Origin of the sequence: Halalkalibacillus sediminis (assembly GCF_002844535.1) — a bacterium.
Classification (GTDB): Bacteria; Bacillota; Bacilli; order Bacillales; family Alkalibacillaceae; genus Halalkalibacillus_A; species Halalkalibacillus_A sediminis.
The window spans coordinates 875620-896136 of sequence record NZ_PJNH01000001.1; the positions used below are offsets into that span (position 1 = coordinate 875620).

General features: G+C 37.0%; 22 protein-coding genes. 5 read left to right on the forward strand and 17 right to left on the reverse strand.

The genetic code is table 11. From position 1 onward, the window contains the following. Positions 1–23: 23 nt before the first annotated feature. The 5 genes from hemW to gpr all read right to left on the reverse strand — a co-directional run bounded on the left by hemW (position 24) and on the right by gpr (position 5829). On the reverse strand, positions 24–1193 hold the full coding sequence (hemW, locus tag CEY16_RS04645) for a radical SAM family heme chaperone HemW (protein ID WP_101330788.1): 1170 nt from the start codon (positions 1191–1193) through the stop codon (positions 24–26). A 130-nt stretch (positions 1194–1323) separates the two neighbouring features. Further along, on the reverse strand, positions 1324–3138 hold the full coding sequence (lepA, locus tag CEY16_RS04650) for a translation elongation factor 4 (RefSeq protein WP_101330789.1): 1815 nt from the start codon (positions 3136–3138) through the stop codon (positions 1324–1326). Between the two features lie 86 nt (positions 3139–3224). Beyond that, positions 3225–3521 (reverse strand): hypothetical protein, encoded by a 297-nt coding sequence (locus CEY16_RS04655; RefSeq protein ID WP_101330790.1) that lies wholly within the window; start codon positions 3519–3521, stop codon positions 3225–3227. Positions 3522–3532: 11 nt separating this feature from the next. After that, complete coding sequence (spoIIP, locus tag CEY16_RS04660) at positions 3533–4657, reverse strand: stage II sporulation protein P (protein ID WP_101330791.1); 1125 nt, start codon at positions 4655–4657, stop codon at positions 3533–3535. A gap of 77 nt (positions 4658–4734) precedes the next feature. Next, positions 4735–5829, reverse strand: a complete 1095-nt coding sequence (gene gpr / locus CEY16_RS04665; protein ID WP_202908597.1) for a GPR endopeptidase — start codon at positions 5827–5829, stop codon at positions 4735–4737. A gap of 176 nt (positions 5830–6005) precedes the next feature. On the opposite strand from gpr, the gene rpsT reads away from it, so the two are divergent. Beyond that, entirely contained in the window at positions 6006–6266 is a 261-nt protein-coding gene (gene rpsT, locus CEY16_RS04670; RefSeq protein ID WP_101330793.1) for a 30S ribosomal protein S20, read from the forward strand. Positions 6267–6379: 113 nt separating this feature from the next. Here rpsT and holA read toward each other — a convergent pair whose 3' ends face one another. Then, positions 6380–7417 (reverse strand): DNA polymerase III subunit delta, encoded by a 1038-nt coding sequence (gene holA, locus CEY16_RS04675; protein ID WP_162297849.1) that lies wholly within the window; start codon positions 7415–7417, stop codon positions 6380–6382. Between the two features lie 293 nt (positions 7418–7710). Here holA and CEY16_RS04680 point away from each other — a divergent pair, with 293 nt between their 5' ends. Beyond that, entirely contained in the window at positions 7711–7845 is a 135-nt protein-coding gene (locus CEY16_RS04680) for a YqzM family protein (protein WP_101330795.1), read from the forward strand. A gap of 61 nt (positions 7846–7906) precedes the next feature. Here the strand turns inward: CEY16_RS04680 and CEY16_RS04685 are convergent, their stop codons facing one another. Genes CEY16_RS04685 through CEY16_RS04695 form a run of 3 tightly spaced genes read right to left on the reverse strand, consistent with a single transcriptional unit; the run spans position 7907 to position 11357 of the window. Further along, entirely contained in the window at positions 7907–10129 is a 2223-nt protein-coding gene (locus tag CEY16_RS04685) for a DNA internalization-related competence protein ComEC/Rec2 (protein WP_101330796.1), read from the reverse strand. Between the two features lie 10 nt (positions 10130–10139). Continuing rightward, positions 10140–10709: a ComE operon protein 2 gene (locus CEY16_RS04690; protein WP_101330797.1), complete on the reverse strand. Its 570-nt coding sequence runs from the start codon at positions 10707–10709 to the stop codon at positions 10140–10142. A 60-nt stretch (positions 10710–10769) separates the two neighbouring features. Beyond that, positions 10770–11357, reverse strand: a complete 588-nt coding sequence (locus tag CEY16_RS04695; protein WP_101330798.1) for a ComEA family DNA-binding protein — start codon at positions 11355–11357, stop codon at positions 10770–10772. A 66-nt stretch (positions 11358–11423) separates the two neighbouring features. Here CEY16_RS04695 and comER point away from each other — a divergent pair, with 66 nt between their 5' ends. Beyond that, a complete protein-coding gene (comER, locus tag CEY16_RS04700) occupies positions 11424–12260 on the forward strand; it encodes a late competence protein ComER (RefSeq protein ID WP_101330799.1) in 837 nt (278 codons plus the stop codon). 68 nt (positions 12261–12328) lie between these two features. Here comER and CEY16_RS04705 read toward each other — a convergent pair whose 3' ends face one another. The 8 genes from CEY16_RS04705 to CEY16_RS04740 are packed head-to-tail and all read right to left on the reverse strand — an operon-like array spanning position 12329 to position 17316. After that, entirely contained in the window at positions 12329–13048 is a 720-nt protein-coding gene (locus CEY16_RS04705) for a class I SAM-dependent DNA methyltransferase (protein WP_162297850.1), read from the reverse strand. An 18-nt stretch (positions 13049–13066) separates the two neighbouring features. Next, complete coding sequence (gene rsfS / locus CEY16_RS04710) at positions 13067–13414, reverse strand: ribosome silencing factor (RefSeq protein ID WP_101330801.1); 348 nt, start codon at positions 13412–13414, stop codon at positions 13067–13069. 19 nt (positions 13415–13433) lie between these two features. Further along, the gene (gene yqeK, locus CEY16_RS04715; protein WP_101330802.1) at positions 13434–14003 is read right to left on the reverse strand and encodes a bis(5'-nucleosyl)-tetraphosphatase (symmetrical) YqeK; all 570 of its coding nucleotides are present in this window, start codon (positions 14001–14003) and stop codon (positions 13434–13436) included. Further along, positions 13993–14556: a nicotinate-nucleotide adenylyltransferase gene (locus CEY16_RS04720; RefSeq protein WP_101330803.1), complete on the reverse strand. Its 564-nt coding sequence runs from the start codon at positions 14554–14556 to the stop codon at positions 13993–13995. Before CEY16_RS04720 ends, yqeK begins: the two co-directional genes overlap by 11 nt. A 17-nt stretch (positions 14557–14573) precedes the next feature. Next, the gene (gene yhbY / locus CEY16_RS04725) at positions 14574–14864 is read right to left on the reverse strand and encodes a ribosome assembly RNA-binding protein YhbY (protein WP_101330804.1); all 291 of its coding nucleotides are present in this window, start codon (positions 14862–14864) and stop codon (positions 14574–14576) included. A gap of 17 nt (positions 14865–14881) precedes the next feature. After that, positions 14882–15685: a shikimate dehydrogenase gene (gene aroE / locus CEY16_RS04730; protein ID WP_101330805.1), complete on the reverse strand. Its 804-nt coding sequence runs from the start codon at positions 15683–15685 to the stop codon at positions 14882–14884. Between the two features lie 13 nt (positions 15686–15698). After that, the gene (gene yqeH / locus CEY16_RS04735; RefSeq protein ID WP_101330806.1) at positions 15699–16799 is read right to left on the reverse strand and encodes a ribosome biogenesis GTPase YqeH; all 1101 of its coding nucleotides are present in this window, start codon (positions 16797–16799) and stop codon (positions 15699–15701) included. Position 16800: 1 nt separating this feature from the next. After that, complete coding sequence (locus CEY16_RS04740; protein ID WP_101330807.1) at positions 16801–17316, reverse strand: YqeG family HAD IIIA-type phosphatase; 516 nt, start codon at positions 17314–17316, stop codon at positions 16801–16803. Positions 17317–17883: 567 nt separating this feature from the next. Here CEY16_RS04740 and sda point away from each other — a divergent pair. Both sda and CEY16_RS04750 read left to right on the forward strand, forming a co-directional pair. Beyond that, positions 17884–18024 carry a sporulation histidine kinase inhibitor Sda gene (sda, locus tag CEY16_RS04745; RefSeq protein ID WP_101330808.1) on the forward strand — a complete coding sequence of 47 codons (141 nt, stop codon included), beginning with the start codon at positions 17884–17886 and terminating at the stop codon, positions 18022–18024. Positions 18025–18183: 159 nt separating this feature from the next. After that, positions 18184–20517 (forward strand): Na+/H+ antiporter subunit A, encoded by a 2334-nt coding sequence (locus CEY16_RS04750; RefSeq protein ID WP_101330809.1) that lies wholly within the window; start codon positions 18184–18186, stop codon positions 20515–20517.

Sequence of the window (20517 nt, forward strand, 5' to 3'; positions counted from 1 at the left end):
ATTATCAAAATGATTGCATGCTGTCAATTCGTAAATACCTTTTTCCACATCTTTTCATCAATTAAGAAAGATGCAAAGACTTCGTTACCGAAAAGTTTCCCTTGTCTTGTCATTCGAACACTACGATTTGACTCCTCAAGAAAACCTTTCTCAATCAATTGACTGATCTGATTTTTATATAAATCGTAAAAAGAAAAACCATATTTTTGTTGGAAGTTTTGATCGGATACCCCTTGCTGCCTTCTGAGGCCCAAAAACATTTCTTCCTCCACTTTTTCTTTTAAAGTAATTGTGTCTCGGTGCAAAATTGGTTTTTCCCCTTGTTGGATTGCCTGGATGTAGTGATTGACCGGACGGATGTTCACGTATCTCTCTTCATTCAGGTATCCATGCGCACCGGCACCAAATGCAAAATATTCTTTGTTATCCCAATAGGTCAAGTTGTGAAGACTCTCATAACCTGTTTTCGAAAAATTGCTTACCTCATAATGATTTAAACCGGCCTCTTCCATCATATCTAGTAAAGCATGGTACATTTCTACCTCATCTTCTTCTGGAGGCTTATGAAGCTTCCCTTGCTGATGACGCAGATAAAAGACAGTCTTCGGCTCGATTTGGAGTGCATACGACGAATAGTGAGGCAAATTGAAAGCAAGCGCTTTTTCTAAAGTTCTTTTAAAATGAGATACTGATTGCTCTGGCAATGCATAAATAAAATCCATGCTTATATTCGTTAACCCAGCAGATTGGAGCATATCTACTGATTTTTCAACATCAGCTACCGTGTGGATTCGATTCAGCATTTCAAGATAATCATCATCTAAGACTTGTACTCCTAAAGAGATTCGATTGATTCCATATTGCTTCATCACTCTTACATGACCCTCATTGAATTCTCCAGGATTCGCTTCTATCGTAAACTCTTTAACTGATGATATATCGTAAAAGTGGTCAATGGACTGCATCAAAACCTCTAACTGTTGCTCATTCAAACTGGTTGGTGTTCCCCCGCCGATATAAATCGTATCCATTTGCAGTTTAGAATTGTCGCCCAAATAGAACTCCATCTCTTTATGGAGAGCGTGTAGATATTCATCAGCAAGTCTTTCGTCGTAATACATTTTAGCGAAATCACAGTAGTGGCATATTTCGTGACAAAAAGGTATATGGATATATGTAGCTCTAACATTCATTTAAAACACCTCTTAAGAAAAACTTGGTTTATCGCCGACTCTAAATGGCGAAACTCTTCGTTTTTACTTTAATTCTAAAACAAATAGACTTTTTTAAATAGAAAAAGGAAAGACCCAAAGGCCCTTCCCTTTATTGATCATCATTCATTTCCAACACGGACATGAATGCTTCTTGTGGTACTTCAACCTTACCAACCATCTTCATCCGCTTCTTACCTTCTTTTTGCTTCTCTAGAAGTTTACGCTTCCTTGAAATATCTCCACCGTAACATTTAGATAAAACGTTCTTTCTCATCGCTTTGATTGTTGAACGAGCAACGATTTTATTTCCAATCGCTGCTTGGACCGGAACCTCGAACTGCTGTCTCGGAATCAAATCTTTCAATTTTTCAGCAATGTGTTTACCACGATGGAATGCAAAATCACGGTGTACAATAAAGGATAATGCATCAATGGATTCCCCATTAAGTAGAATATCCATTTTTACAAGGTTAGAAGTACGGTAACCGACTAATTCGTAGTCGAAAGATGCGTACCCTTTCGTCTGTGATTTCAATTGATCGAAGAAATCATAAACAATTTCGGAAAGCGGAATTTCATAAACAATGTTCACTCGATTTTCATCAAGGTATTCCATGTCCTGAAATTGACCACGTTTCTTTTGACAAATGTCCATGACCGGACCAACGAAATCGTTTGGTACCATAACAGTTGCCTTGACAAAAGGCTCTCTCACTTCATTGACTTGCTGAGAATCTGGCATAAGAGATGGGTTTTCAATTTCAAGTAACTCGCCATCCGTTTTTTCTACTTCATATATAACACTTGGTGCAGTCGTAATTAGTTCAATGTTGAACTCTCTCTCAATACGTTCTTGGACAATTTCCATATGAAGTAAACCTAGGAATCCACAACGGAACCCGAACCCTAATGCTTGGGATGTTTCAGCCTCATATTGTAATGAAGAGTCGTTTAATTCTAAACGTTCTAATGCTTCTCGTAGATCGTTATAATCATCAGCATCTACTGGGTACAATCCACAGAAAACCATTGGATTCATTTTTTTATAGCCCGGTAACGGCTCCTCAGCGGGACGATTTGCTAAAGTAATCGTATCACCTACTCGGCTGTCACCCACATTTTTGATAGATGCTGTAAGGAAACCAACATCACCTACATTCAATTCATCTTGTTGAATAGGGCTAGGTGTGAACACGCCAAGTTCACTTACCTCAAATTCTTTTCCTGTTTGCATCATCCGAATTTTATCGCCTTTTTTGATACTACCTTCTTTGATACATACATAGGCTATGACACCACGGTAGGAATCATAAAGGGAATCGAAAATTAATGCTTTCGTTGGCTCCTCAGGATTGCCCACTGGAGCAGGTATATCAGAAACAATTCTCTCAAGAATTTCGTCAATTCCTTTTCCATCTTTGGCGGAAGCCAAAATCGCGTCATCTGCATCTATTCCAATGACATCCTCAATTTCCTTCTTCACTCGGTCAGGGTCTGCACTAGGTAAGTCTACTTTATTAATGACTGGGATGATCTCTAAGTCATTATCCAAAGCTAAATAGACGTTGGCCAGTGTTTGGGCCTCGATTCCTTGAGCTGCATCGACTACAAGGATTGCCCCCTCACAAGCAGCCAAACTACGGGATACCTCGTATGTAAAATCGACATGGCCAGGTGTATCAATCAAGTGGAAAGTATATTCGTCTCCATCATTCGCGTCATATTTTAATTGAACTGCATTTAACTTAATTGTAATTCCACGTTCTCTTTCTAGGTCCATTGCATCTAGGAATTGTTCTTTCATTTCTCTTTGAGTCAATGCTTTCGTCTTCTCCAAGATTCTATCTGCTAACGTTGATTTCCCATGGTCAATGTGAGCTATAATCGAGAAGTTTCTTACATTTTGTTGTTTTTTCTTTGTCAATGTTATTCACTCCTGTAAAGCGTCTGTTCGCTAGCTCGATTATAGCAATAGAACAAGGATTATTCAATTATCAATCGTTAATGTAACTAAAAGAACATAGCGGTGAACCTATTGAAAAAGTGAAAAATGAAACTGAAGATCTGTTTAACATTCTTTTCTACAATAGTCGCTAAACCGTACATGTTATTGTTTGAATCACTCGGCTCTTCCAGAACAAGGTTGTGTTTTGAAGCAAAAGAGGGTTGGGCAGAGACCTCTGTTAAATCGCTCTCTTTTTCGATGACAAATTCAGGTCTGACAGGATAATTACTCTGCTGCTGTCCTAACTCAAAACCTATTTGAAAAATGATGATTATAATCAATATTGTAAATATTGTACGCATGTTGATCCCCCCTATTGCTTTTCTGCTTCATGTTTTTCAAAGTAAAGCTCACTAAAAGTTTCTGCCAAAATATCAAGACTTCGGTTCAATTCATCGAACGAATTTTCAAACCCACCAACCTCCACTAAAATGGCTCTTCCAGAAATGTCTTGATTGAAAACACCATTCGTCGAAGAACCTTTCTTCACTTCAACCCCCCGACTTAAACCAGGGTATTTCTCTTGAAGTGCATTGTGTAAATCAACAGAGAATTCCATGTTCTTCTCATAATTTTCGTGCTCTCCACCAATTACGAACATCAACTTCCCAACTGATTGACCATCAATTTCTGTAGTAGTTATATTTCTTGGTTGGGCGTCGCGATGAATATCAATATAATAAGTTACCTCTTCATTTTGAGATTGCACTTCTTGAACTACTGGCCGTGAAATTTCATAAGATTGATGGTAAGCAAGTCCTTCCTGCTGCAACCTGTGATAGTAATCTGTTTGATCCGCATAGGATGGTATCCCATATGACTCAAATTCGTTTTTCAGATATTTGCTTAGTTTCATGACGTTTTCTGTTGTATGGAAAGATTCATTTGGCTTGGTTCCCTCAGGTAAGTGTGGAAGAAATCCTTCTCGGTTATGGGTCGTATAAATAAATATCGCTTCTTCACTATATGGAGTCTTATTAGTACCTTCTGTTTTTTCATTTCCTTCTTCAAACAAATCCTCTGGTGGCGCCGATTCAATCGAGGTTGTCAAGTAGTTAGTACCACTACCAGCAACGACAATCTGACTATTTGAACGTGGAAAATTCGGTAGTTCCTGTCCAAAAAGCAAACGCACATCTCTATAAGGTAAATTGGTAAGCAGTGGTAGTGCTATATCTGTAACTGATAAGACATCATCGTCATGATCAACCATGCCTGCAAAAACCGGCTGATCTAGTGTCATAAATAAAGAAAATGATTCACCATCTACTTCATTGAACCAATGATTCCAAATGTTTGATGAAGCTTCATGAAATGGTTTAAATGAAAATAGTGGTGTTAAAAGAAGAAGTGCCAAAAAAAGCACCTGGAATATAAGGAAGGGATGTTTTTTCCATTTATTAAGTTGTCCCATATTGATTTTTAGTCTCGGTTTCACAACACTTCAACCTCTCTATTAAAGTTCTATTAAAACTCTATTCAGAGAGGTGAAGTGATAGAACCAATAAAAGATTTCTATCTGATATAATCTGAAGCATTTTCATTAGTGATTGATTGGTGAAGACCTTGGTTGATACCCGAGGCGATTATTTTACTCATATGAATAATTACGTCATCAACATCTTTTGGTGTGACCATCAAGTCATGACCGAGAGGACGTAGTACTTCTTGGATCAATTGTCTCTTTTCTTCAATTTCTAACATCCCTACAACACCTAGGAAGCGTTCACGAACTTCTTCATCTGGTAAATCCTCGTCAGTCAATTGCTTTTTTTCACCGAAAGACATTCCAGCGGGTACTAAAGATTTACTTGGTTGATCACCTGTTTCCAATTCTCGTCCGAAATGTTTCAGTAAGTAATCAATTGTATCGCTAGTAATAGTTACTGCATCTACAACCGTAGGAATTCCTATAGAGAACACAGGAACTCCGAGCGTCTTCTCACTAACTTCTTTCCGGTCATTACCTACCCCCGATCCGGGATGAATCCCTGCATCTGATAACTGGATTGTGGTATTCACACGATCAATCGAACGGGCTGCAAGAGCATCAATTACAATTAAGAAATCCGGGTTCAATTCTTTGACGATCCCATTAATCATATTGCTGGTTTCCATACCTGTTAACCCCATGACTCCAGGATTGAATGCAGAAACTGGGCGGAATCCTTCACCTACTACTCCCTCGTGATATTTAAATAAATGCGATGTAATGTATGCCTTTTTAACCGTATCAGGACCCAGTGCATCAGGAGTAACATAAGAGTTCCCAAGACCAACAACCAAACACCTTGCTCCTTCATTGACTTCATGGTACTTAAGTAAGCGATCGATTTCCTTTCCTAGTACAGATGCAACCTGATTTTCAAATGTTTGATTCAATTCCCTCAACTTTAGAGATTCGATAGTGATATATTGTCCAGGGTTTTTACCAACCCGTTCGCTCCCCTGCTCGTTTATTTCTACACGCGTCAATTTGATATTTTCCTCTTCGTATTCCTTGATGATGATGCCATCCAGTTCATGCTTTTTATCAGGGTTTTCTTCAACAAACATTTCTTTTGCTTCAATTGCTAAATCCGTCCTTGGACTATACTCTTGTTTTTTCAATTGATAACAACCTCCTTTTCGATTTATTGTCTCCGAATGATCATAAAATAAACGACAAGTTAAACAACTTGACATCAAACTATTGAAAACTTCCTCAAGCTTTGGTAAAATGACCCTTGTCCGTAAACAATCAATAAGAATTAATGGTGGACATTTTCATCAGGAGGTGAAGAGAAGTGGCAAATATCAAAAGTGCTAAAAAGCGTGTAGTGATTAACGAAAATAATCGCCTACGTAACCAAAAATATCGTTCCGACATGCGTTCTTCTATTAAGCGTGTGGAAAAAGCTGTACGTGATAACAATGTTGATCAAGCAAAAGAATCTTTGAAAACAGCATTAAGCAACATCGACAAAGCAGTACAGAAAAACATCGTCCATTCAAACAATGGAGATCGTCATAAAAGCAAGTTGATGAAAAAAGTTAATCAACTATAAAAAATAAGTAACAAACGAGTGCCATTTTCAATAGATGGTGCTAGACAATTAAAAAACCCAATGTCATTAAGACATTGAGCTTTAAAAAGATCCATCCAAGAATGGATCTTTTTTTAATTGTATTTTCTTTCCTGAATATGTTGAGACATATCTCTTACAAACATTTCTAATGCCAGCCACTTATCCATTTTCCCCGACTTCATGAATTCATCGACTTTGATTGCCGAATGAATCATTTCTTTCAATACGCTTTCACTAAGTCTTCTTTCTCTTTTGAGAGCCATTTTTATTGCATATGGATGAGATTTTATTTGTTTAGCCATCTGTTGTTGTTGGTAACCTTTTTCTTTCAGTAATTTACATAGAAGTAATAGTCGAATCTGTGATGTCAAGAGTGCTAATAGAGCAATCGGTTCTTCGTTTTGTTTCTTCAATTCCTTTAATATTTGTAAAGCCTTCCCTAATTGTAATTCTACAATTGCATCCATCAAAGTAAATGAACTGGTTTCTGCATGTACACTTATTAATTCTTCTGCTCCCTCATATGTCACATGATCATTTTCAAAATATAATGCCAACTTTTCAAGCTCATGATCTAAAGCATCCAGATGCTCTCCTACTCTTTCTAAAAGAAGTTCAATTACAGAACCTGATAAGTCCAATCCCTTATCCTTGGCCAAATATGTAATCATTGATTGCATATCCTGAACCTTTGGTGGTGAACAATCAATAGTCGTACATTTATTTTTTAGTACTTTAACGATCTTTTTTCTCTGGTCTAACTTTTCGTAAGGAGCAATTATAACAGTGGTGCTGAATTCAACCGGGTGTTCCACAAAATCCTGTAAGACCTCAACTTGATGGTCGAGCTCTTCTTTTTTTGCTTGTCCAGTCAAAAAACTTGCTCGATTAATTATAGTCAATTTATGTTCAGTAAACATCGGGAAAGTTTCAGCATCGTGAATTGCTTCTTGAACAACAGTACTTTCCATGTCATATGTATTCTTATCAAAGTCCTCATATTTTTTCTTCAATAAGTCTTCAATTTGACCAATGACTTGTTGTATGAAATAAGATTCTTCTCCATATAATAAATAGATAGGAGCTATATCGGTATCTTTTACTGAGCTCACCCATTGTTGTGCATGCAAATAAATTCACTCCTTTTCATCCTATAGTTGAATTTTATACGTTACATCAAATGAAATAAAGAGGGAATAAATAATTATTCCCCCAATATCTATATAAACGTTGGAGACAAGCTCCCGGAAAGCTTTGCCTTCAACGAAGTTTGGTGCTATACTTATTTTGTGTATTATTGGTTAAATTATTGCTGTTAAGTCTTGTCAAACTTCAAATTTCTACAACTTTTTGAATTCACATAAAAAATATAGATTTTTTATATGTATTCATTTATACTGTACTTATCGTAGGAGGGATGATCGTGAACGAATTTGAAAAAGATGTACAATCTAAGACAAACGATGTTGTTGATTCCTTAAAAGGTTTTACTTTTTCGTTTTTATTCTTTCTCATTATTTTCTTTATCGGAACAACAATGAAAATCATCGGTTCGTAAACCAAATATAACAAATGCCTAGGGAGACTGTTGTTCAGTCTCTTTTTTAGTTTACTTTATACTATGGCAAGTAAGGCTTAATCGTACCTTGTCCCTTATACAGTTCCACTTCTATCGCTCCCATCTGGTCGGTTCTCCAAACATGTACACCATTCTTTTGAAGCCTTTCAAGAACTACAGGGTGCGGGTGACCATAAAGGTTATTCTGACCGACAGAGATGAGAGAATGATTCGCTGATAAGTGGTCCAACCATGCAGAATGTGTAGACGTTAAACTTCCATGGTGAGCCACTTGGAACACATCAGGCTTCAACCACGGATACTGATTGATTAGTTGAAGCTCGACTTCTTCACTGATGTCCCCCGTCAATAAAACTTCGCTCCCATTGGATTGAAATAAAAGTACTAAAGAATGATCATTTTCATCTTTTAAATTTGAAGAGTGATTTGGCCATAGCACCCTTATCTTTGATTCCCCAAAAGAAATTTCATCACCCTGCTGTAATTTATGAAATGATCCTTTCAATACATAGTCCACTTCCTCAGTAGAAGAAAATATATTGTAAGGATTGAACGCGCTAATGAGATCTGGCGCAGCTCCGTTATGGTCATTATCTTGGTGAGTGATAAAAAGAGCGTCAATTGTTTTAATTCCATTCGACCACAAGTATGGTTTAATTACTTTATCGTAATTAACTGAAGTATGATCATCTTCACTAAATGAAAGCTTTTCCCCGGCGTCTATCATGACAATGCCTGAGCGATTCGGAAATTCAACGACATATGAGTCAGCTTGTCCTAAGTCCAACATCGTAATTTTGAAGGATTTATCCAACCACGGAAGATACTGATTCCCCAAAATCACCATAATACTTAAAACACCGGCAAAGCAGGCTATTCTCCTTTTATTCAAATCCCAAAATATGAACATCGACAGTAAAGAAACATAGAAAATTATTGTTACTTCAATAGGTAAACTTCCTACAACCCAAAAAAACCATGATTTCGCATCAATCTTCATGAATGCATTAATTACATTCCCATGTAAAGTTACAAATGCCCAGTCAAAGAAGTCAGTCAACTCTTTTGGCAAAAATGAAACCAAAAATAATAAAAGATTGAACGGAATAATCAGCAAGGTAAAGTATGGAATCAGTACTAAATTGGCGATAGCTGATAAGGAATTAGTGTAATAAAAATATTGAAATTGTAAGGGAAGGATAATCAACTGGCTGATCAATGAAATTCTTAGTGACATCCATATCCAATGAGATTGAATCAAAAAATTTTTGGATAAAATTAAAGCGATCGTTACTAGGAAAGAAAACTGAAAAGACATTTGGAAAATTAAATAGCGGTCGACAATAAGAATAGCAATCATGACAATGAACACTATGTCGATTGTGAGTGTTTTTTTGTTAATATAGCTGGATAAGATCAAGAAGATTGCCATTAACGAGGCTCGTATTACAGGGGGCTGAGTTCCGGCTAAAATGATATAAACCGGCAGGAACATTAGGAGAATCAGTTTTATTTGGTGAGTACTCAACCTTAATACGTATTGTGAAAAAGCATAAATAATAGCAATGATTAAACCTACATGAAGTCCTGATATTGCGAGGATATGTGAGAGATTCCAAAGACGAAAATGATCAATCGTTTCTTTATGAATCAAAGATTGATCACCTAATAGTAATGCATTCATCCATGAATATGTTTCTGATGAATACGTATTCTCTAGATGATATTTAATCCGCTCTCTCAATTCAAAAACATAAGACATTCCTGAGCGGTCGGAACAATGTGAAACATTAAAGTCATATGATAATCCGCTGATGGCCTTTTTGACCAAATACTCACGGTAATCAAACTGACCTGGATTCGTTGCTGGTTTAGGAGGCTTCAATAAGGCATCAATTGTGCATGTGGCGCCATGTACCAACTTAGGTAGTTCATTTACTTGATCGGAATAGAATATGAAAACTTCTCCTGTACTAATCTTTTTGGCTTTGAATTCTAAAGTTTCATCAGATCTAGTGGGATTTGTGGTGATGACGAACGTCTCATTAACTGATCGATCTTCCTTAATTGGCGTAGTTGTCATGGTAGAGGAAATGTAGAGAGAGGATATAAAGAAGCAAAATGATAGCAGAAAAATCCACGGCTTCTTAATTAACAGTTGAATAAACAACAGATACCAACCAATGATTGCAAGCCAGGCAATACCATCAGGAAGGTATCCGCATAAAAAACAAACCGCAACAAAAAACCATCGACCCTTCAAATCGCTAACCTCATTCTAATGAAGTAAATAACGAACTTGCTTCTTCCTTCAATCGCTTAACTTCTTGCTCTTCTACACCATTTTCCTCTAATTTATGTAACAAGGAAGAAATAAAATAATATTTATCTTTTGTTTTTGTATCAATATTCAAGTAATTTACTTCTACTTGCTGAATTTCAACACCTGCATCCTCGAACAATTCAAGGGCATAAGGGTGATTTTTATAATCTGTAGCATAAAACAATTTTTTAATTCCACTTTGAATGATGGTCTTACAACAATTCAAGCATGGAAAATGTGTGACATACATTTCGGCACCCTTCGTAGGAACACCAAACTTAGCACATTGCAAAATAGCGTTCACTTCTGCGTGGATAGTTCTCACGCAATGTCCATCTATAATTTTACAACCGTCATCAATACAATGAACACTTCCTGATACGCTTCCGTTGTACCCGCCAGCAATCACTCTTTTTTCTCGGACGATTGTTGCTCCCACAGCTAAACGTTCACAAGTACTTCTGAGCGCCAACAAATGGCTTTGAGACATAAAATATTGATTCCATGAGATTCTTTCCATTAAAACGACCTCCCTACTTTATATCAATACTATAAGAGGTGCATAGGCCCGTCAATACACTTAATGAACTATAATCAGTTCTCTTAATTTATCTAAGGTCTTTTCACCTATTCCGCTGATCTCTAATAGATCTTCCACTTGCCTAAAAGGTCCATTCTCCTCCCTGTATTGAATGATCTGTTGTGCTTTTTGTTCCCCTATCCCCGGTAGAGAAGTCAAGTCATTTAAACTAGCTTGATTAATCCTAATCCGGTCATCATGTCCCTTAGCTTGATTTAAAACGCTGTTTTCTTTGTTCGGTACTATAACAACCATTTCATCGTAAAGCTTTTGTGCTAAATTAACTGAGTAAGAGTCTGCACCTTCAGACAACCCACCAGCAGTAGCAATCACATCCTTTACTCGATCACCCTCTTCCATTTCATAAACTCCAGGTTCTCTCACTTCACCTTTGACGTCTACAACGAGTTTAGTTGATATCTCTTCTTGTTCAACCTCAGAGGATCTATTCTCCTCTAGAGCATCTTCAGAAGCAAAGCTTTCTATAACTATTCCTTCCTCTTTCTCATTTGATAAATAAAAAATAGCAATGAATATTAAGATTACAGAACTCACGATAAAAACGAGCCACTTTGGTTGTATTGGCATGATTCATTCCTACTTTCATATACATATTAGAAAAGGAAACTTTGATTTTTTTGAGGAGGACATTTAATGAAATGGGGAATAATCGGAACTGGTAATATGGGGAAAGTATGGTTGCATGCACTCAGTTCGAGCAAATCAGTTTCAGAAAAGAACATTTTTCTATATAATCGCAGTTTTCTAAAAGCCTACGAACTCAAAAATGACTATCCTGATGTACATATTGTGCAAGCGATGGATACTGTAATCCGCGAATGTGACATCATACTTTTGTGTGCGAAACCAAAAGATATTATCGATATAGCAAAAAAACTTAAGGATAAAATTAATGAAGACCAATGCGTCATCTCCATTACAAGCTCTATACTCGTAGACCAGTTAGGTGCTATCCTCCATCATAATACCGCTAGGATTATCCCTAGTATTACAAATCGCGCCTTAAGTGGAGCGACTCTCGTTACATTCAATGAAAATATGGATGACGGGTTCAAAGAAATATTATGGGATTGTTGTTCAGAGTTTTCTACTCCGATCGAGATAAGTGATGAGCATGTCAGAATCAGTTCAGACATCGTATCTTGTGGTCCTGCTTTTATAAGTTTTATTCTTGAATCCATGATCGAAGCAGCTGTAAAACAAACTGGTTTACCAAAAGAAGAAGCATCTAAAATGGCTGAGACAATGATTATCGGTTACGGAAAATTACTAGATGAAAACATATACACATTTTCAACACTAAAAGAGAAAGTGATGGTAAAAGGTGGTATTACCGGGGAAGGCATGAAAGCGCTAGAGGGTACGTTTCAGAATATATTCGAACCAGTATTTGAATCAACCCACTTAAAGTTCGATTCCGAAAAAAAGATCATTGGTGAAATGGTTCAGAAAATTCATTCTGAATCTTAATAATATAATTTTACTGCTAATCTATAAAAAATCAAGCAAAAGCTCATTACTGTAAGCCTTTGCTTGATTTATTTTTGACAGATGAAAAATATTCTTGATGCTTCATCGTCGTTATTTTCCACCGTGGAGAAATCGTAGTAATAACTTACCTTATTGAAGCCGACCTCATTAAGGAAATTCTTAAATTCTTCTTGCAAGAAAGTGCGCTGAGTATGAACCTCATCAAATCTTTGGTAACGACCGTCCTTCTCTTGAAGGAAAAAGGTCAAATCATGAATAACTTCAAGTTCTGATCGACCCTGCTCACAAAACCATACATACGAATATTCGTCCGCTACTTCAGAATAGATATGATCTGATAACAATTTCTTAATATAAGAAGGACTGTGAGCATCGAAAATGAAGGTACCTCCTTCATTCAGATGGTCATAGATTTTCTGAAAAGCAATTTTCACGTCTTTTTTATCATTCAAGTAATTAACGACATCACAAAAGCTATAAACTGTATCGAATTTTTCAGCTAGTGAGAGGCTTCTCACATCATCTTGAAAGAAATGGATCCGGCCCTCAGGGCATTTACTTTTGGCTCTTGAAATCATTTCATTAGATAAGTCAAAAGCTGATACATTGAAACCCTGATTCACCAAACGAATGGCTATCTCACCCGTTCCACAGCCTACATCCAATATCTTATGGTCACCATTAATCCCCTGATGAAAATAGTTGAAGAAGTCAACCCACTCTTCATAAGGTGCGTCAGACATTAGTTGATCATATACTTCAGCCATCTTTTGATACATCATAGATTAATTAAAAGACAGCGGTACGTTATCCGCATCTCCCCACAATTTTTCAATGTTGTAATATGATCTTTCGTCCTTGTGGAATATATGGACAACCACATCATCCAAGTCTACCAAGACCCAACGCGCTTGTTCTTTTCCTTCAATTTTCTTTACTTCTATTCCTTTTTCTTCTACAGCATCCTTTATTGCTTTACTAATGGCATCCACCTGACGTTCATTTGATCCATTACAAATCAAGAAGTAGTCTGCAATTAATGACACCTCTCTCATGTCGAGGGCTACTATATCCTCAGCACGCTTGTCATCACAAGCTTTAGCTGCTATCTCTAATAATTCTTTACTTTCCATTCAATGAAACCTCCAATAATTATTTATAAATTTGTTGTGTTAATTGATTGTAAGCCTGAAAAGTATCAGGGTAAATCGGTTGTTTCCTATTCATTAAAAAGTCGATGCTATGCTTTAAAGCGTACCTGCAAGCATGATCTAAATCGGACTGAGCCAAATCTCGTGCTTCATGAACTGCTTCGAATGTTCGACCAGGTTCAATATAATCAGCGATGAAGACAATTTTATCTGTGGTGCTCATATGAATCCTACCTGTAGTGTGGTATCTGATCGCATCCAAAATCTCAGGATCATTTAACAGGAACATTCTCTCGACTACTTTTGAGCCTACAGGGCCATGCCAAAGCTCATGATGATAATGCAAAAGATCTTTGGGCAAATCACCGCTATTGATAATCCAAGAACGAAGTACATCCCGGTCCATATCCTTCGAGAAATCATGGAGGGCTGCTGCTATACCGATTTTCGAGGCATTTTCTCCGTGTAAATCCGCTAGTCGGAGAGCCGTCTCTGTTACGCGTTCTACATGTTCATATCTCTTTTGGTTGAGTACTTCTTTTGAATGTGCCAGTGCTTGTTCAGTCTTCATAAAGATGATTCTCCTTTATATATTCCCTCACTGAATCCGGCAAACCGACGGGAACTCTTCCTAATTTTATATTCTCTCTTATATCTGTTGAAGAGACCTCTATTGGAGGCATTTCTACTATCAGAACATCTTGGTCATTAGGATTATTATACCCTTTTCTTTGCACACCGACGAACTGGATTAACTGCTTCAGTTCATCTATTCGATGCCATTTTGGAAGGTAATCAATCATATCCCCACCAATGATGAAATAGAATTGGTTTTTAGGATATAGTTTTTTCAGTTCTTTTACCGTATCCAAAGTGTATGATTTTCCTTCACGTTTGTATTCAATTGTAGAAATTGAAAGTTGATCTTCTCCATCAATTAATAAGCGCAGCATATTCAAACGATGTTGAGAATCAGCCCTTGCTCCTTCTTTATGAGGGGGTGTGTAAGTTGGAATTAGCCATACTTCATCTAATTCTAAACTTTCTAATACTGTTTTAACGAGCTGAATGTGCCCAATATGTGGAGGATCAAATGTACCTCCAAACAATCCGATTTTCTTCATAGTATTTGCTCACTTTTTTAAGGTAATTGTAATTGCTTGTTTTCTTTAGACTCTTTGTACAACACAATGATGTTACCTATAACTTGTACAAGCTCAGCATTTGTTCCTTGTGTCAGCTGATCTGCCACATCTGTCTTATCATCCATATTATTTTGAAGAATAGATACTTTGATCAATTCTCTTTTTTCAAGAGCTTCATTGATTTGTTCAATCATATTTTCATTTACTCCCATTTTTCCAACTTGGAAAATAGGGTTCAAGTGGTGTGCTTCTTTTCTTAAATAACGCTTTTGTTTACCAGTCAACATGATAAGAAGCTCCCTTCCTATAATTTATTATTAAAATAATTTTTGTTAACTTCTAAGCCTGTCCAAATTTCAAATGACTCAGCAGCCTGCTCCCAAAGCATTGACTCCCCAAATAGGAGCGAACAACCAATTTCTTCTGCCTTTTCAAGAAATGGGGTCTTTTTGGGATGGTATACTATATCACTTGCTATTGTGTTATCGGAAAGGTTAGTTAAAGAGATTAGTGACTGCTTACTGCGGCTAAGAGGTGTTGTTTGGATGACTAAGTCGTATGAAGCAAGATCAGCTTCTGCTTGTGATATTGATTTAGCCTCACTATTATTATATAAATCGGCAAGATTTTCAGCTCTGCTAATCGTTCGATTTGTTAAATCAGCCTGGCTTACCCCGTTATCTTGCAAAATATATAAAATTCCTTTTGCAGCGCCACCTGCCCCAATAATCAGTACCTTTTTATTTTTTAACTCATTTGTGAACTCTGGATAGTAATTTTTAAGCGAACGGTAGTATCCGATCCCGTCCGTATTATAACCAATCCAACGACCGTCTACGTTCTTGACGGTGTTAACCGCTCCCATTCTAATAGCATGACCATCTAGTTCATCCAAATATAGGATAATGCTCTCTTTGAAAGGAATAGTAACGTTAAAACCGTGATATTCTTCTCTTTTTAACTGCTCTATGACTCCTGAGCCCTCAAGGTCCTCTACTTCATGCAAATCGTATATTCCTTTAAGGTCAAACATCTTCAAAAATGTTTGATGAATCCCTGGAGATAACGATTCTTTTACTGGATTCCCAACTAATCCAAGGCGATACATATTGTATTCCCCCTTATATTATTGGATCCCTCAGCATGACCTTGACACCTTTAGGGGCATATACCTTAACTCTTACACCCTTCTCAGGTACTTTCACCCAACCCAATCCTGAGATGACCACGTCCATGGAAGAATTTAATGTGAAAGTATGAGCTTCTAATTCTGGCCAGTTTCTTAAGGTGTTTTCACCGGGTGGGGAAAGCATTTCACCCAAATGATCTTCATAAAGACGATCAGCATTTTCCTGCTTTGTACGGTGGATTGTCAACTCGTTCGAAAAATAGCAAATATAACCGTGCTTTTCATCTGCATTATCGATATCTATTCTAGCTAGTCCACCGATATACAAGGTTTGACCCTGATTCAATTGGTAGACCCTCGGTTTAATTTCTTTTTTAGGGGTTACTACCTTCAAATCATTATCGGATAATAAATGAGCCATTTGGTGTGCATTTACCACTCCTGGTGTATCGATCATTGAAGAAGTCTCGTCTAACGGTATATCAATAAAACCGAGTGTTGTTCCAGGGAAATATGAAGTAGTGATCACTTCTTGATTTTCGACGTTTTTACTTATCAAATAATTGATGAACGTAGATTTACCCACATTCGTACATCCAACAACGTATATATCTTTCCCTTTTCTTATTTTCTCTAATTCAAACGCAACCTCATTCATTCCAGTACCTTTTACAGAACTTACAAGGAAAATGTCTTGTACTTGGATTCCGAAGTCTTTTGCAACCTTCCTCATCCACTGTTTGACTTTATTTAGGTTCGTCGATTTAGGTAATAGATCAACCTTGTTCCCAATTAGAATAACAGGTTTATTACCTACTAAACGGTGAATGGAAGGAATGAAGCTTCCATGCACATCAAAAATATCAACGACATTGACAATTGTTCCTTCGTAGCTACTAATCTGATCCAAAATCTTTAGAAAATCAGATGCACCCATATCGACATCTTGTACTTCATTATAATGTTTCAACCGGAAACATCGCTTGCAAATAACTTCTTCACGTTCGAGTGCTGTGGGTGGTGCATATCCTATCTTTGATTTATCCTCTGTCTGGATTTCTGCGCCACACCCTTGGCAATAGATTGCTTCCATATTACTCCTCCCAGTTCAACTTCCCTTTACTTTTAAAATAATCCAATAAACGTTTTTCAATTAATCGATTAAAACGAGTAAAAAAACCGTCAGTTTCTACAATTGGTACTACTAATACAGTAAATAGATTGGCACGATTGCCACCGAACACATCCGTCAATAACTGATCACCGACTACGACAATCTGTTCTTCAGGTAACTCCATTGCTTTTTTTGCTCGCTTGAAAGCAGCACGTTTGGGTTTTCGAGCTTTATATATAAATGGGATATCCAGTGGTTCAGAGAAGAAAGAGACACGCTTTTCACTATTGTTAGACATGATCGTCACTTCAATGCCTGAACTTTTCAAATGTTTGAACCACTCTATTATTTCTGGAGTTGCTTCGGCTTGGTCCCAAGCAACTAGAGTATTATCTAAATCTGTGATGACACCTTTTATACCTTTTTCATGCAAAAACTCTGGTGTAATTTCAAATACCGTTTGAACATGGTCGTTCGGTAAAAAATTATTTAACAACGAATTCACCTCAATTTACTCTTGCTAACCTTCATCATAAACAATTCTAAGCCTTGTTTCAAAGAAATTTCATTAATCTTGGAAAAACTGACGAGGAAATATGTGAAGAACTAATACAAAAGATCAGGAAATAAAACAAGAAACTTTTAAAATCTTTGAACCGCTATCTGCCACCACTCGGTTTACTATTGCACAATAAAGCTCCCATCAATTGCTAATAATCGACATTTTCCTACGTCATGATTACTTGGTGAGTTGATTCAAGTTTATTAAGAAACCTTTGTTTTCCTAGAGATTATTTTTAAATTTACTGATTTGTGCAATTTAAATTTGTGAAAATAACATAAATCGTTCGACAAATAGCTTCATTTTTCTCGCTGTGGATAAACAAATCAACAATCTCCACAGCAGTATGACAACTATCGAGGCAATTACACACATCTTTACCCACAAGTTATGCACAAGTTATTAACACTTTACCTCAGTTGAGCAACCAAGTATTTCGTGATACGATACATTTATCGAAAAACACCTAAGGAGGTGCTAGCCGAATAGGCTAATGAAATTATGGAACAATTATCAAATCAGTTGTTAATCGAATCATATGGTAAAGCAAAAGACTTAAAGCTGAATAGAGATTTTATTAAACTGATTGAAGATGAACTTAAAAAGAGGGGTCTTCAAGAACAATTCAAAAAACTTTCATAAATAAATTTTTCTTCCTATATATAACTGGCTGTTTTTTTCTAGCCAGTTTTTTTATTTTCTCTGAAAGTAACATACTTATGCTTTTCAAATGTTTCAAAATATCGTTATAATGTTACTGTATTATCGCTTCTAAGAATTCATTGAAAGGATGAACATTGAATGACTCTCGCCATATTTGCTCCACTACTGATTGCTATACTAATTCCTTTCCTAAGCAAGTGGAAGCATCGTATTCACACAGGTTGGTTGATCTTACCTGTCCCTTTAGCTATATTTATATATTTCTTACAGTATGTAGGTGCTGATTTTCAAACCGCAACTTCAACTTTGAGTTGGGTTCCTTCTATGGATATAACCTTCTCATTTTATTTAGATGGATTGAGTTTATTATTCGCTTTATTAATTAGTGGAATCGGGACATTGGTCGTCTTGTATTCCATTTATTATTTGAACCATAAAGAGAGATTAGGACACTTCTATACTTACTTGTACATATTCATGTCGTCCATGCTTGGTGTTGTACTATCTGATAATGTGTACGCTTTGTATACGTTCTGGGAATTCACATCCTTATCCTCTTTCTTACTGATCGGTTATTGGCACTTTAAAGAACGTTCAAGATATGGTGCTTTAAAGTCAATGATGATCACTGTATTTGGTGGGTTAAGCATGCTCGCTGGCCTAATCATTTTAACGGTTGTCACTGAAACGACCAGTATCCAAGGTATGATAGAACAGTCAGACGTGATTGTTGAAAGTGCAGCTTTTCCTTTCATTCTAGTGTTCCTAATTCTAGGAGCCTTTACTAAGTCTGCTCAGTTCCCTTTCCATATTTGGTTACCAGATGCTATGGAAGCCCCGACACCTGTTAGTGCTTACCTTCACTCCGCAACTATGGTAAAAGCAGGTATTTACTTAATCGCAAGATTTTCACCAATTTTCGAGGGTGTACCAAGCTTTTTCATTATTGTAAGTATTTTTGGTATTACTACATTAGCTTGGGCTTCTTATATGGCTGTGAGGCAAACTGACTTGAAAGCGATTCTTGCATTTTCAACGATCAGTCAATTAGGTATGATTATGGCAATGCTCGGTTTCGGAACAAGTGCCGCGATATTTGCTGCTGTCTTCCACATCTTAAACCATGCAACCTTTAAAGGAAGCTTGTTTATGATCGCTGGTATTATCGACCATGAAACAGGCTCAAGAGATATCCGTAAACTTGGCGGACTGATGACCCTGATGCCTATTTCAGCAACGTTAGCCATTTTCGGTACATTTTCCATGGCGGGGGTTCCACTTCCATTCTTAAATGGATTCTATAGTAAGGAAATGTTCTTTGGAGCTACACTCGAACTTGGTGGATACACAGGTTCTTTCGTGGAAACATTGATTATCGCAATTCCATGGGTAGCTGTCATCGGGAGCATATTTACATTCGTGTATTCAATGTATTTATTCTTTGGAACATTCAGAGGTAAATTCGACGAAAGTGCTGTGCCTCAGAAGCCCCATGAAGCACCGCTCATGATGTTGTTACCACCTGCTATTTTAGTGTTAGGCGTCATCATCATCGGAATTTTCCCGAACATTTTCAATTACTCACTATTGACCCACTCAGCTGCGGCTATTTACGGTGAGTCCGTTTCAAAAGAAATCTACTTTTGGCACGGTTTCGGTTGGCCACTTTACATGTCCATGATCGTCTTAGGGGTAGGTACATTATTATTCCTGACGAAAAAATATTGGGAAAAGATATACATTGTGTTGCCTGGTAAGCTGAGTTTCAACAGAGTGTATGACTGGATGATGAAACGTCTAGAAACTTCGTCTGAGAAGATTACATCATTTTATATGACAGGTTCTTTACGTCATTATATGATCATGATTTTGGTCTCAATCTTTGCGATAACCGGTTATTACTTGTGGATCAGCGATGGGGTCAACTTCAATTTTAACGATGTCGCACCAATAACTGCTACAGAGGTAATTGTTGCTGTAATTATGGCTATTGCAGCTATTGGTACCACTATGGCTAAAAATCGTATCGCAGCTATACTGATTCTTGGTATTGTTGGTTACGGCCTAGCGATACTTTTCGTTCTATATAGTGCTCCAGACTTAGCACTTACACAATTAATTGTTGAAACGGTGACTGTTGTATTGTTTTTACTATGTTTCTATCACCTTCCGAACCTGACAAAATCCGAAGATACTCTTACAACAAAAGGTACGAATCTATTTGTTGCACTTGGGTATGGACTTCTAATGATGTTTATCGGAATCAGTGCTTATAACACTACTTTTAATGAACCGATTTCGAAGTTTTTCATTGAAAACACTTATAAACTGGGCGGCGGGGACAATGCCGTCAACGTAATACTAGTAGACTTCCGTGGAATTGATACGTTATTTGAAGTAGCCGTTTTATTTAGTGCTGCTTTAGCAATTTACGCGATGATTAAACTACGCAAAAACAAGGAGGCGAAATAA